The sequence below is a fragment of the Stenotrophomonas sp. AR029 genome (genome assembly GCF_047520695.2).
Taxonomy (GTDB): domain Bacteria; phylum Pseudomonadota; class Gammaproteobacteria; order Xanthomonadales; family Xanthomonadaceae; genus Stenotrophomonas; species Stenotrophomonas sepilia.
In genome coordinates, this window is sequence record NZ_JAXBQQ020000004.1 from 211,741 (window position 1) to 225,718 (window position 13,978).

General features: G+C 66.6%; 8 protein-coding genes. All 8 read right to left on the minus strand.

What is annotated here, in order from left to right; all coding sequences use genetic code 11:
• Nucleotides 1-6 precede the first annotated feature (6 nt).
• Complete coding sequence (locus ACM0PB_RS15015; RefSeq protein WP_414604435.1) at nucleotides 7-2,565, minus strand: glycoside hydrolase family 3 protein; 2,559 nt, start codon at nucleotides 2,563-2,565, stop codon at nucleotides 7-9.
• On the minus strand, nucleotides 2,562-3,971 hold the full coding sequence (locus ACM0PB_RS15020) for a sugar porter family MFS transporter (protein WP_061478284.1): 1,410 nt from the start codon (nucleotides 3,969-3,971) through the stop codon (nucleotides 2,562-2,564). The genes ACM0PB_RS15015 and ACM0PB_RS15020 overlap by 4 nt, the downstream gene beginning before the upstream one ends.
• A 31-nt stretch (nucleotides 3,972-4,002) precedes the next feature.
• Nucleotides 4,003-5,337 carry a xylose isomerase gene (xylA, locus tag ACM0PB_RS15025; protein WP_111128083.1) on the minus strand — a complete coding sequence of 445 codons (1,335 nt, stop codon included), beginning with the start codon at nucleotides 5,335-5,337 and terminating at the stop codon, nucleotides 4,003-4,005.
• 43 nt (nucleotides 5,338-5,380) lie between these two features.
• Entirely contained in the window at nucleotides 5,381-6,874 is a 1,494-nt protein-coding gene (xylB, locus tag ACM0PB_RS15030; protein ID WP_414604436.1) for a xylulokinase, read from the minus strand.
• A gap of 165 nt (nucleotides 6,875-7,039) precedes the next feature.
• Entirely contained in the window at nucleotides 7,040-8,572 is a 1,533-nt protein-coding gene (locus ACM0PB_RS15035; protein WP_414604437.1) for a tryptophan halogenase family protein, read from the minus strand.
• Between the two features lie 12 nt (nucleotides 8,573-8,584).
• Entirely contained in the window at nucleotides 8,585-9,607 is a 1,023-nt protein-coding gene (locus ACM0PB_RS15040) for a cupin-like domain-containing protein (RefSeq protein ID WP_414604438.1), read from the minus strand.
• Between the two features lie 3 nt (nucleotides 9,608-9,610).
• Entirely contained in the window at nucleotides 9,611-10,369 is a 759-nt protein-coding gene (locus tag ACM0PB_RS15045) for a SapC family protein (RefSeq protein WP_139727123.1), read from the minus strand.
• A 130-nt stretch (nucleotides 10,370-10,499) separates the two neighbouring features.
• Complete coding sequence (locus tag ACM0PB_RS15050; protein ID WP_414604439.1) at nucleotides 10,500-13,628, minus strand: TonB-dependent receptor; 3,129 nt, start codon at nucleotides 13,626-13,628, stop codon at nucleotides 10,500-10,502.
• Nucleotides 13,629-13,978: the final 350 nt, after the last annotated feature.

Sequence of the window (13,978 nt, forward strand, 5' to 3'; positions counted from 1 at the left end):
CAGGCATCATGCTCCGCATCCGAGGGTGACCTCGGCTTCGTTCAGCGCACCCAGCGCGACGCGTGACACGGAGATCGTCATCGCATCGCCCGTCACCACCGACCACGGTCGGTCGATCGCGTCCATCCTTGCACCCGCCCTGGCCAGGCACTTCAGCGGCACGCCGACACGCTTCCACTGGCCCTGTGGAAGCGCCGCCAACGCCGGCCCGATGGCGACGCGCGCCGAGCAGCCCGCACTGCAGCCCACCGACAGCCACGCCTCACCCTTCGGGGCTGCGTCCACCCGTAGCGTGGTCAGCAGCATCAGGTCGCCGTTGGATTCGCGCTGCAGGTCCAGCGTCGTGTGCGACTGCAGTGCCGCGACGGCTTCGCCCTTGCCCGACCAGGCCAGGCGTCGTCCATCCTCCTGCGCCAGATGATCCACGCCGGTGATCTTCAGCCGATCATCGGGCAATGCGTCCGGCACGCGGGTCACGGTCAGGCCCTGGCCAGCAGCATCCTCGAGCCGCAGCGCCATGCCAGGGCCTGCGTCACCGCGCGCAAAGAACACGCCGTTCGCGCCCTCGTTGCCGGTCACGCCCGATGCCTCCGGCAGCGCGGCCAGGTCGCCGTTGTCGGCGTAGGTCAGGCCGAAGCCGAACGCAAACAATGGATCGTAGTCCTTCTGGCCCACGTTGTTGGCGTACTGGGTGGCAGTGCGCGGCCAGCTGAAACTGAGCTTGCCCTTGAAATCGTACTGCACGCGGCCATCGCTTCCGCGCAGCAGCACATCGGCAATCCCGGCGCCTTCCGAACCCGGCAGCCATGCAGCCACGAAGGCATTGGCGGCATTGATTTCCCGGTTCACCCAGAGCGGTCGCCCGCTCAGGATAACCGCAACAACCGGTATGCCTTCGGCCTTGAGCCGCTTGAGCAGCGCCAGGTCCGTTTCGTTGCCGGGCTTGTAGGCCAGCGTCGGCCGGTCTCCCTGGAACTCGGCATAGGGGTCTTCGCCAAACACCACCACCGCCACGTCGGGCTTCACTGCATAGCGTCCGTCGACGGCAAGCACGGCTTCACCACCCGCCGCGCTGGCCTGGCGCGCGATGCCCTCGTAGATCGTGTCCGCATTGGGGAAGTCCTTGCGGGTGGTGCCGGTGCCCTGCCAGTTGAGCGTCCAGCCGCCGGCCTGCTTGCCGACATCGTCGGCACCGTCGCCGGCCACGAGGATCCGCTGCTTCGGCGACAGCGGCAGGAGGCCGTTCTGGTTCTTCAGCAGGACCAGCGACTCGCGCACGGCCTGCCGGGCAACCGCGCGATGGGCCGGCGCGCCGATCAGTGCGAACTGCCCGCCGACGGCCCGCGTGGATGGCCTGCCGGCCTCGAACAGCCCAAGGCGGAACTTGACCCGCAGGATCCGGCGCACCGCATCGTCCAGGCGTTGCGGCGTGATCCGCCCATCCTTCACCGCAGCCAGCGTCGTCTCGTAGAACCCTTTCCAGCTGTCCGAGGCCATCGCCATGTCCAGGCCCGCGTTGATCGTGGCCGGGCAGTCTGTGGTGGTGCAGCCCTTGACCTGTCCATGACCATTCCAGTCACCCACCACGAAGCCACCGAAGTTCATGCGGCCCTTGAGCACATCGGTGAGGTAATGCCGGTGCCCATGCATCTTTTCGCCGTTGACACTGTTGAACGACGCCATCGCGGTCTGCGCGCCGGCGGCGATTGCCGGCGGATATCCGGCGGCGTGGATGCGCACCAGATCTGACTCGCTGATGCGGGTGTCGCCCTGGTCCTTGCCGTCAGTGGTGCCCCCATCGCCCAGGAAGTGCTTCACCGAGGCGATCACATGGCGGCCATCGAGGAACTCCGGCGTTCCCACCCTGCCCTGCAATCCCTCCACCATGGCGGCGGCATAGCTGGCCACCACGTCCGGCGATTCGGAGTAGCCTTCGTAGGTGCGTCCCCAGCGATCATCCTGGGGTACGGCAACGGTCGGCGCGAACGTCCATTCCATGCCGGTGACGCGGGTCTCCAGCGCGGTGATGCCACCGATCTGCCGCAGCAGCCCCGGATTGCGCGTGGCGCCCAGCCCGATGTTGTGCGGGAACAACGTGGCGCCAATGATGTTGCTCTGCCCGTGCACGGCATCGATGCCGAACAGCAGCGGAATGGCCTTGCCGCCTTTCGAAGTGTCCATCGAGGCGTCGTAGAAGGCGTCGGCCAGCGCCAGCCATTCGGCCGGCGACGCGTCATAGCGGCCACCGGGATCGGAGTTGCCCCCGGCCAGGATCGAGCCGAGCCGGTAGCGGCGCACATCATCTGGAGTGACGCTGGCGATGTCGCCCTGCACCAGCTGGCCGACCTTGTCCTCCACCGTCATGCCGGCCAGCAGGTCGGTGATGCGCTTCTCCAGCGCCGGGTCCGCAGCCAGCGGCCAGGTGACCTCCGGCCAGGGATCCTTGTCGGTGGCTGCGGCGGCGGCAGCCCGGTCCTGGCCGCGGCAGCCGAGCAATCCCAGCATCAGTGCGGCGACCAGCGCGCCGCTGCGGATTACGAAGGTCTGCGATGTCATGGCGCTCATCCTTCCATCTGCTCCAGTTCCTTGCCCTTGGTCTCGTGCACATGTCGGACGACGAAGATCACCGAGATCACGGCAGCCACCAGGTAGATGCCGTAGGTGGCTGCCAGCCCTGCCGCGGCCAGCAGCATCGGGAACGTCACCGTGACCACGAAGTTGGAGGTCCACTGCGCCGCGCCGGCGACTGCCAGTGCCGAACCGCGGATCTGGTTCGGGAACATCTCGCCCAGCATCACCCACATCACCGGCCCCCAGGACAGATTGAAGAACACGACGTAGGCATTGGCCGCCACCAGCGCCAGCGTGCCCATGCGGCCGGGCAGCTGCAGATGCCCGTCGGCCAGCGAACCGCTGGCAAACGCCACCACCACCAGTGCAAGCGACAGCGACATCCCGGCCGAGCCGAACCACAGCAGGGGCTTGCGGCCGATCCGGTCGATCAGCAGCACGGTGACCACGCAGGCACCGATGCTCAGTGCTCCGGACAGCACGTTGATCAGCAGCGCGTCGTTCTCGGAAAAGCCGACTGCCTGCCACAGCACCGCGCCGTAATAGAACACCACGTTGATGCCGACCAGCTGCTGGAAGCAGGCCAGCCCGACGCCGACCCACACAATCGGGCGGATCCGCCCGGTCGCCCGGCTCTTCAGATCGGACAGGCGCGGGCGATGATGGTCGTTGGACAGCGAGGCATCGATCTCCTCGAGCGTGGCCCTGGCCTTGTCGCTGCCCAGCAGCCGGGTCAGTACCCGCAGGGCGTCTTCCTTGCGCCGTTTCACCACCAGGTAGCGCGGGCTCTCCGGAATGGTCAGCAACAGCAGCAGGAACACCAGTGATGGCGCGGCCTGCATCCAGAACATCCAGCGCCAGGCGGGCTGCCCGCCCCACAGCGGTTCGGTCGACGCGCCCGCTGCAGCCGCCAGCAGGTAGTTGGACAGGAACGCGGCGGTGAGCCCGGTGATGATCGCGATCTGCTGCACGGTAGCCAGGCGGCCGCGATAGCGGGCCGGAGCGACCTCGGCAATGTAGGCCGGCGAGATCACGCTGGCCGCGCCTACCGCGAATCCGCCCACCACCCGCGCCGCAATGAACCAACCCGAGGAGACCGCCGCCCCGGCACCGAGTGCCGACAGCAGGAACATCACTGCCGACAGGATCAACACGTTGCGACGGCCCAGGCGGTCGGCCAGCCGGCCTGCACTGAACGCGCCCACCGCACAGCCCAGCAGCATCGACGCGATCTCGAAGCCCTGCATCCACTCGCCGGACCGGAACGCCTGGTGCAGACCATCCTGGGTGCCATTGATCACGCCGCTGTCGAAGCCGAACAGAAAACCGCCAATCGTCGCCACCACGCTGATCAGTACGATCAGCCGCGTGTTCTCACCGCTGCCTGCTGCCTGGTTCATCCCCATCCCCTTGAGTGCACCGTGGCCGCGCTCAGCGCAGCAGGTACTGGTTGAGCAGGTTTTCGTAACGCTCCTGCTTGCCGCTGGCCTGGCGCGGTTCGCCGAGGCGGGCGGCCAGTGCCGCAAGGTCCGGCAGGCTGAGCGTGCCACGCTCGAAATCCTGGCCGGCGCCGGAATCGAAGCTGGCGTAGCGCTGCGCACGCCATTGCTCCCACGGCGACTCGGTCAGCAGTGCATGGGCAACCTCCAGCCCGCGTGCGAACGCGTCCATGCCGCCAATGTGGGCAATGAACAGATCCTCCAGGTCGGTCGACTCGCGGCGCACCTTCGCATCGAAGTTCAACCCGCCCTCCAGCCCACCCTGGCGCAGCACGACCAGCATCGCGCCGACGGTGTCGTACAGATCGCTGGGGAACTGGTCGGTGTCCCAGCCGTTCTGCGCGTTGCCGCGATTGGCATCGATGCTGCCCAGCAGGCCGTGATCGGACGCGACCTGCAGATCGTGCTCGAAGGTGTGCCCGGACAATGTGGCGTGGTTGGCCTCGATGTTGAGCTTGAAGTCCTTGTCCAGCCCATGCTCCTTCAGGAAACCCACCACCGTGGCACTGTCGAAGTCGTATTGGTGCTTCATCGGCTCCATCGGCTTGGGCTCGATCAGGAAGTTGCCCTTCAGCCCGATGCTGCGGCCATAGTCGCGTGCCATGGTCAGGAAACGTGCGAAATGCTCGATCTCCCGCTTCATCTGGGTATTGGCCAGCGACGCATAGCCTTCGCGCCCGCCCCAGAACACGTAGTGCTCGCCACCGAGTTCGACCGTGGCCTCGAGGGCGGCCTTGACCTGCACGGCTGCACGCGCGACCACCGCGAAGTCGGGATTGGTCGATGCACCGTTCATGTAGCGCGGGTGCGAGAACAGGTTGGCCGTGCCCCACAGCAGCTTGACGCCGGTGGCCTCCTGGCGCGCCTTGGCCAGGCCCACCATATGCGAGAGGTTCTTCTGGTACTGGCCGATGTCGTCGGCATCCGGCGCCAGGTCGATATCGTGGAAGCACCAGTACGGCACGCCCAGCTTGGTGAAGAACTCGAACGCCGCGTCCACCTTTGCTTCGGCCGTGGCCAGTGGCGAGGCGGCCTCCCACGGGAACTGGCGGGTGCCCGGGCCGAACGGATCGTGCCCGGCATTGCAGAAGGTGTGCCAGTAGCACACGGCGAAGCGCAGATGCTCCTGCATGGTCTTGCCACCGATGACCCGGTTGGCATCGTAGACCTTGAAGGCAAGCGGATTGTCCGAGCCCTTGCCCTCGAACGGAATGCGGCCGACGCCGGGGAAGTATTCCTTGGCGCCGATGAAGGGCTGCGTGCTCATGGTGCGTGCTCCTGTCGTTGTACGGGGTGTCGTGGAGGAGTCATCAGCCGCGCTGCAGCGGCGTGATGGCATCGAGATGACTGAGGAAGCGTGCGTAGGCCCGTGCATAGGCATCGCTGCGGTCCGGATCCGGCCGTGCGGACAGCGCGGGATCGACGGTGACGTGGCGCGCGGTGATGTCGCTGATCGAGGTGGCGTCTCCCAGCGCCCGGGCGAGCGCCCACAGCGCCTGCAGTGCCGCACCAAACGCCGCACCTTCGGCCTGCACCGGGACGTCCACCGGCAGGCCGAACACATCAGCCACCAGCTGACGCCAGGCAGCGCTGTTGCTGCCACCGCCGGTGAGCACGATGCGATCGAACTGCATGCCCGCGCGGACGAAGGCGTCGTAGCCGTACTTCAGGCTGTAGGTCGCGCCCTCCATGGCGGCGCGGTAGAGATGCGCCGGGGTGAAATTGGCGGTATCCAGGCCAGCCAGCACACCCTTGCCCAGCGGCAGGTCAGGGGTGCGTTCGCCATTGAGGAACGGCAGCATCACCAGGCCCCCTGCCCCCGGCGGCGTTGCGCGAAGATGCGCGTCGCCGTCGCGGCTGCTGAAACCGAAGGCGGTGGCCACGCGTTCGGTGGCCACGGTGCAGTTCATGGTGCAGATCAGCGGCAGCCAGCCCCCCGTGGACGAGCAGAACGCCGCCCACGCGCCGTCCGGATCGATCACTGGCGAGCCGGAATACGCAAACAGCGTTCCGGAGGTTCCCAGGCTCATCGCCAGCCGCCCTTCCGTGACGCAGCCGGTGCCGATCGCCGCCATCATGTTGTCGCCGCCACCCACGGCAATCTTCACGGCCGCCGGCAGCCCGAACTCGGCGGCTGCCTTCGGCGCGATATCGAACAGGGCATCGGGCGCAGCGATCGGCGGCAGGCAGGCAGCAAGATCACGATCAGGATCGGTTGCGCGCAGCAGTTCCTGCGACCATGTGCGTGTGCGCACGTCCAGCCAGCCGGTGCCGGACGCATCGCCAAGCTCGCAGAACCGCTGCCCGGTCAACACGAAATTCAGGTAGTCGTGTGGCAGCAGGATGGTCGCCAGCCGCGCATAGGCGTCGGCACGGTGGGTCCGGGTCCAGGGCAGCTTGGAGGCCGTGTAGCCGGCCAGGATCGGATTGCCCGCCAGCGCGATGGTCCGTTGGAACCCACCCACGGCGTCCATGATCTGGATGCATTCGGCCGAGGTGCTGGTGTCGCACCACAGCTTGGCCGGCGCCAGTACCTCGCCAGCATCATCGACCGGCACGAACCCATGCTGCTGCCCCGATACCGCCAGCGCGACGATGCGTGCGCGCAGCGAGAGATCGATCCGGGCAAAGCAGTCGCGCAGGGCCGACACCCAGTCGGCCGGCGCCTGTTCGCGGCTGCCGTCGGCACCGCTGTCCAGCGCGAGCGGCGCGCCGGCCGAGGCCACCACCGCCTGCTTCCGCGGGTCATAGACCAGCACCTTCAGGCTCTGCGTCCCTGCATCGATCCCTGCAACCAGACCCATCGAAACCGCCTCCGATCAACAAAAAGGTAGCGCTAACATTCCGTGGACTCAAAAAGGGGGCGTGGTGTCCGGCCCCCTCGTTGCCACCGCGCGCGTCATCGCCAGCGGTGTTGCCGCACTGTAACCAGCTGCAGCGGAAAAAGCGTGCTGCAACGCAAAACCCTGCTACGCGCTTGCTGCCGTCGAACGCCACACGTCCACGCCGGACCTGCAGTACTGCGCGATGAACTCCGCCTGCGCCGGCATCTGCGCGGCGGCCTGCTGCACAGGCCGTTGGATGCCCTTCAACAAGGTGAGCAGATCGACATCACTCACGGCCCGCGCCAGCGGGTGCGCAGGACCGGGCGCGATGCCCTGCCCGAGCAGCACGCTGGTCCAGGATTCGACACGGAACAGCTCGCCGGGGTCCTGCCACGCATGTGAACGCTCGCGCCACGCCTGCAGCCGCTGCTGCAGCGATTCCGGCACGCGCATCTCGCGACAGGCCTTCCACATCGGTTCGCTGCGCTGCGTGGCGTGGTAGTGCAGGATGATGAAGTCGCGCACGTGCTCCATTTCCTGGCGGCTGACATCGTTGTACAGCTGCACCAGCGACGCACTGATGCCGTCGAACGGGAACAGCTGGATCAGGCGCACTACCGCGCTGATCGTCAGATGGATGCTGGTCGACTCCAGCGGTTCGATGAAGCCGCTGGCCAGCCCGAGCGACACCACGTTCCTGTTCCAGGCCTTAAGCCGGCGTCCACTGCGGAACGGCACCTTCCATGGATCGCGCAAGGGTCGAGCCCCGGCATCGCGCAGCAGTTTCGCGGCGGCCTCGTCATCGGACAGATGGCGGCTGTCATACACCAGCCCGCAGCCAACGCGGTGCTGCAGCGCGATGTGCCAGCGCCACCCCGCCTCGTGGGCGATCGCCCGGGTATAGGGTACCGGCGGCGCCACCGCTTCGGTCTGCACCGCCACGGCCCGGTCGCATGGCAGCCATTCGTGCCAGTCCTCGTAGCCGGTGCCCAGTGCCTGCTCGATCAGCAGGCCGCGGAAGCCGGTGCAGTCGATGAACAGATCGCCCTCGATCACCTGGCCGTCGTCCAGCACCAGCGCCTGCACCGACCCGTCGTGCGCGTGCTGCCTGACCTGGGCGATCCGGCCTTCGATCCGGCGCAGGCCGTGGGCCTCGGCCCTGCCGCGCAGGAACCGCGCATACAGCCCGGCATCGAAGTGATACGCATAGCTGGCCTGCGGCTGGGTGTGCAGCGAGAAGCGGTCGCCACGCGAGGCGATGCTCTCCAGGCAGAAGTCGCCCAGGTCCGAGGGCATGCCGCGGCGCAGGCTGTCCAGCCAGAAGTGATGGAAGGGGGCCGCCCAGGTGCCATGGCCGATGGTGCCGAACGGATGGAAGAAGCGATCGCCCGGCAGGCGCCAGTTCTCGAACGAGATCGACAGCTTGAAGGTGCCGGCCACCGCGCGCAGGAACTCCTGCTCGTCGATCTGCAGGAAGCGGTGGAAGGTGCGGATCGGCGGCACAGTGGACTCACCGACACCGACCGTGCCGATCTGCTCGGACTCGACCAGCGTGATCTGCAGCTGGTCACGGAACTGGTGCGCAAGCGCGCAGCCGGCCAGCCAACCCGCCGTACCGCCACCGGCAATGACCACCTTGCGGATGCGCCCTGAGGGCGTGCTCTGGGTATCCAACATGGTGCCCCTCTCTCAACGGTTGAGCCTGCCCAGCAGCATCGCGCGCATGCGGCGGGCGCGCTGCTCGTCAAACGGTGCCAGATCCCCGCGCGCCGCGTCAGGCAGGTGCTGCCCCGCGCGCTCGCCAGGGCCGAATGCGTAGTAGCGGAAGAGCCCTTCCCAGGCCTGCTTTTCGCGCGCCGGCAGATCACGCACGGCCCACATCGCGTGGTGCAGCGCCGCCAGCGCGGATCCCAGCCAGGCCGGCGAGCTTCGCCACCAGTAGTTCACCAGCACGTTGAACGGTTCCAGGCTGCGTACATGGTGCCACCACATGCTGGGAATGAAGATCGCATCGCCGGGCCCAAGCACCGCACTGCGCGCGTGCGCCAGCGCCTCGCGGAAACGTGGATGCCGATCGAAGTCTGGCTGTTCGAAGTCCACCACGCTGACCACCTGTCCGCCCGGCGTGGGATCGAGCGGGCCCGGATAGAGGTTGTCGATCTGGGCGGGCGGGAACAGGGTGAACTCGCGCCGCCCCACCGCGCAGCAGGCGAGGTTGTCGGGTGTGTCGAAATGGCACGAGGCCGTCACCCGGTTGCCGATCCAGATGCTGGCGGTGGCGTCGATGCCCTGCTTCGCCAGACCGGCGTCGTTGGCCTGCGCGAATGCCGGCAGCAGTGCCCGCGCAATCGGCAGCGAGGCCACGTAGTAAGTGGGCGGTTGCGGTGCATGCAGCGTCATGGCGATCTCTTCCAGCACCTGGGCCAGCACGCCGCGCCGCACTTCGAAGTTCAACCGGGTGAAGTCCGCGCTGTAGAACGGGCGCCCCCCGATCTCGGCGCCGCCGAACGAGTACTGGATGGGTGCACCCGCATCGACGCTGCACAGGTACGCCATTGCATCCTGCACCCCGCCCAGCCCGGCCTGGACCAGTGGCCAATCGGTGGCGATGCCACGCAGTACGACCGGCTCACCGGCCTCCACCAGGTCAGCCAGTGGCAAGGCGGCAGGATCGATGCCTTCCAGCATCCGCATCGGCAGGGTGGCCTGCACCGGTCAGTTCCTGGCCGCCTGCGCGGTGCCGTCCTGGACGCGGAGACGGCGCTGCTTCTCGGCGATCAGGTGGCGCATGTTATGCAGCGAGGCAAGCATCAGGTACGCACCCTCCAGGTAACCGGCGCGGTTCAACGCAGCCAGGCGTGGACTGTCCAGCGCAGCCAGGCGCTCGCGGTCGATGCCGTGCAATCCGCTCACGCTCACCCGGTGGTGCGGCGCGAGCTGCACATCGAGCGTGACCGGCTGGATGAGCCCGCAGTCGTCGAGCATCGTGAACATACTGGCCGCGAAGGCACTGCCCTCGTGGATGCCGCGCAGAACGCCGGCGATGTGGTCCAGGTAGGGCGTGTTGCCGCCCTGCGGCAGGAACACCGGCTCACCGGCGCCGTCGGTGACGCGCGGATGGTCCAGGTCCACGTGCATCACCGAATCCTGGGTGAGCACGCCATCCACGTAGTGCTCCTGGAAGCCGATCAGGAACGGCCCTTTGGCCGCCGCGCCTGGCAGGTAGGAAGCATTCCAGCGCCCGTCCTGCAGGAACAGGTTCTCGTGTTGTTCGAAACCCAGCAGGGCCACGGACTGCCACGCCTTCGTCCCGGTATCCCTGCGCAGGAAGATCGGATACTCACGCTGCAGTTCGGCGAACTCGCTGGGATAGGCCGGCACCATGCCCACGGCATCGCCGAACTGCGGCCCGAATCCGGTGGCGACCCTCAGGTCCCGATGCGCGATGTTGTTGAGCATTTCGTAGCGGGCCATCAGGGTATCCAGTCCAGTGCGGGGTGGCTGGCCGGCAGCGTAGCGCAGGCGCGACAGGTGCGGCGACACCGTCCCGGCAGGGCACCGCTGGAGGGCAGTGGTGCCATGCCGGACGCATCGGCAACCAGGCTCAGAACTTGTAGCGGACGCCCAGCATGTAGCGCGGGCTCTGGTCTGCCAGCTTGACGATCATCTGCGAGGTGCGCGAGCGCCAGCGCACATCCTCGCCGGTCAGGTTGATCGCCTCCAGGCTGAAGGACCAGTGGTCATCCAGCGCGTAGTTGACGCTGAGATCCCACTGCTCGTACGGCTCCACATAGTAGGGATTGCGGCTGGAGCCCTGGTTGGCCAGGATCAGGTACTGGTCGCGCCAGTTCCATGCCAGGCGCACCGACCACCCGTACTTCTCGTACATCAGCATGGCGTTGGCGGTGTCGCTCAGGCCGGTGAGCGAGAACTGGTCGATGCCCGGGTCACCGCCATTGTTGTAGCCGACATCGCCTTTGACCACGGTGTAGTTGGCCAGCACGCCGAAGCCGGTGTCGCCGAAGAAGTACTGTCCGCCCAGCTCCCAGCCATGCAGCTTGGATTTGTTCTGGTTGATCGGGCGATTGACGTTGAACTGGTACAGCGGGTCGTTGGGCTGCCCATACAGATCGTAGGCCGCTTCGGTGGCCAGCACCTGCGCATCAGTGCCGTTGTAGGCGCCCAGGCCGGCAGGATCGTTGCGCAGCAATGCCAGTGCGGTGAACAGCGAGGTGTCGTTGGCCGAGCAGGCAGCGGCATTGGCCGGCCCGACCTGGGCGACGCAGGCGCCACTGGTCAGGAAGTCCAACGCCGCCCGCGCATCCGGCCCGGAGGTCGGGTCGGTGAGGCCGTACAGGCTTTCCTGCACGACGGTGTTGCCGATGAAGTTGCTGACCGACTTGTTCCAGTAGGTCAATGACACATAGCTGGCGTCGGCGAAGTACCACTCCAGCCCCAGGTCGAGGTTGTCCGATTCCAGCGGCTTCAGGCTCGGGTTCTGCGAGTTGCCGCTGGCGCGCGACGAGGGATCGATCAGCACCGAGCCGAACGGCTGCTGGGCCCCGGGTCCCGCATAGAGATTGCCATACGGCGCGCGGGCGATGCTTTTGCCGAACGAAACGCGGCCCTTCAGCTCCTCGGTGAGGTCGATGCTGAAATCAAGGTTGGGCAGGATGTAGCTGTAGCGCGCCTTCTCCGTGAAGGGCTGCTGCTCATCGGACAGCACGATGCGGAAATCGTTGTTGGCCTGCCACTCGATGGACTCGGGGACGGCAATGACCGAGGTCGACACCACGTCAGTGGTTTCATAGCGCACGCCCAGGCGGGTGTTGGTGCGCATGCCACCCAGCTCCCCGTCCAGCTCCACCTGGAAGTACGCCGCCTTGGTCTTCTCTTCCACGAAGTTGTCGGCCGCGCGTTGCGGGTTCACACCCAGGCCGACGCCGTACTCGCGCGATGCCCATTGCGCGAGCTGCCCGGCATTGCCGCGCCAGGCGGGCCAGCTGTTGGCACTGTAGTCGTCGAACAGGCCGACGATGCTGACCGGCTGCAGCAGGTCCATCAGGCCTGCGGCGGTATCCCGGTCCACGTTGGCCACGCCCCAGTCGCCCAGGGTCGAGTAGGCCTCGGCGGCCTGGATGCGGTGGGTGGTGGACTTGTTGGTGTCCACGCCGAACTGGAAGCGCCCGTGGTCGAAGTTCCATTCGCCATCGACGCGCGCCTGCTTGATCTCGCTGATCTGGGTCTGCGCGTTGACGCGCAGCACCTGCGTGCCGACCTCGCCTTCCTGGAAGCCCGGATTGACCACGCCATTGGTCCCGGCGAGCGCATCGGCGGTGCTGGGATACCAGACCTGGGTGCCAACCGGCAGGCCATTGTTGAAGTTCAACTCCTGCACCCAGGAGCCACCGCAATGCGGGCCACGGGTGCAGTTGTTGGTGCCGGCGATGCTCATGAAGATCGAACCACCGCCGGTGAGCGGGTCATTCGGGCGGCTCTCGTTCTTCGAGTTGTGCGCATCGAAACTGAGCTTGAAGCGGTCGCTGACATTCCAGACGGCATTGAAACCCAGCGAACCCAGCTTGTATTCCTGCATGCTGCGCTGCTGTTCCAGGCCGAAATCCTTGGTGCCGGCGATTTCACGGATGTATACCGGCGTCGCGACGGCGCCACTGGTGTCGAACTCGACGTTGGTGTAGTTGCTGTTCTGCAACCACATGCCCTGCTCGCCGCGATTCTCGGTGATCTCGTTGGTCGAGTAGGTGTAATCCACGGTCAGGGTCAGGCTGTCCGTCGGTGCGAACTGCAGCACGGCCTGGCCGTTGACGCGTTCGCGCTCGAATTCGGAGAACGCGTAGCGCAGGTCGTTGGGCCGCGCGTAAAGCTGGCCGACGGCCGGGGCATTGACCACGGTCGGATTGCCCGGCATCGACCCTGTCCACGGCTGCACGTTCCAGTAGTTCTCCGTGGCCTGCACCGAGCCACCCTTGCGCTTCTGCTGGCTCGCGCTGAGGCTGACGCCAAAGGTCTTTTCCGGATTGCTGTAGCTGAAGATGCCCGACAGCTCCGGTGTCAGGTCATTGTCGAACGGCTGGCTCTGGTCGGACACCAGCTTCGCCCCGGCGTTGGCCACGATGCCGGCGTGATCGAGCGGGCGCGAGGTCAGGATGTTGATCGTCGCACCGATGCCACCGCTGGGCACCTGTGCCTGGCTGGTCTTGTAGACCTCGATACCATTGATGGCCTCGGCGGCCAGCTGCGCGAAGTTGAAGGCGCGGGTGCCGCCGTCGACACCGCCGATGGCGACCTGTCCAGAGGCACCGAATGCATCGGCACCCGGCATCTGCCGACCGTTGAGCGTGACCATGTTGAACTGGGGGCCGAAGCCACGCGCGGTCACCTGCGCACCCTCGCCGTCACGGCGCTCGATGGAGATGCCGGTGATGCGCTGCAACGACTCGGCAAGATTGGTATCGGGGAACTTGCCGATGTCCTCAGCGCTGATCGCGTCGACCACGCCCGCCGAGTCGCGCTTGATGTCCATGGCCTGGCTCAGGCTGTTGCGTATGCCCGTGACCTGCACTGCATCGAGCTGGGTGGGCTGCGACTGGCTCTGCGGCTGCTGCCCGGTCGCCGGTGCTGCGTCCTGCGCAAAGGCAGGATTGATGACCAGGGCGCCACCCACGAAGGTGAACATGGCCCGGGACCGGAACTTCGCCAATGCGCGGCTCATGAACCGGACCTCGGGGCCAGGGTGCCACGGAAACTGCAGGTGCTCATGAAAGTCCCCTCTGACATACGATCGAATGGATGTACCGCCCCCTCCCAGGGGCACGCACGGGCGTGGCCCGCATTCCAAACCGAACAGCACGGGTGCTCGGGCACGCCGCGACTTACACTTGCTTTTCAAGCCTGCCAGGACAAACACGCGGCAAAGAAGGCAGCCTCCCGGACCCAGGATCCCCGTCCGACTGGTAGCGCTACCATCGCGTTGCAGCGGAGAGTAATCACCGAGGTTCGCCGTTGTCACCATGCAGCGCAGCAAAACCGCCTGCGCGCCAAACAGCTGATGACTCGGCCGTT

Bases quoted from the DNA above. Each gene is read 5' to 3' on its own strand.
- ACM0PB_RS15015 (WP_414604435.1), bottom strand. From the start codon at position 2,565: ATGAGCGCCATGACATCGCAGACCTTCGTAATCCGCAGCGGCGCGCTG.
- ACM0PB_RS15020 (WP_061478284.1), bottom strand. From the start codon at position 3,971: ATGAACCAGGCAGCAGGCAGCGGTGAGAACACGCGGCTGATCGTACTG.
- xylA (WP_111128083.1), bottom strand. From the start codon at position 5,337: ATGAGCACGCAGCCCTTCATCGGCGCCAAGGAATACTTCCCCGGCGTC.
- xylB (WP_414604436.1), bottom strand. From the start codon at position 6,874: ATGGGTCTGGTTGCAGGGATCGATGCAGGGACGCAGAGCCTGAAGGTG.
- ACM0PB_RS15035 (WP_414604437.1), bottom strand. From the start codon at position 8,572: ATGTTGGATACCCAGAGCACGCCCTCAGGGCGCATCCGCAAGGTGGTC.
- ACM0PB_RS15045 (WP_139727123.1), bottom strand. From the start codon at position 10,369: ATGGCCCGCTACGAAATGCTCAACAACATCGCGCATCGGGACCTGAGG.
- ACM0PB_RS15050 (WP_414604439.1), bottom strand. From the start codon at position 13,628: ATGAGCCGCGCATTGGCGAAGTTCCGGTCCCGGGCCATGTTCACCTTC.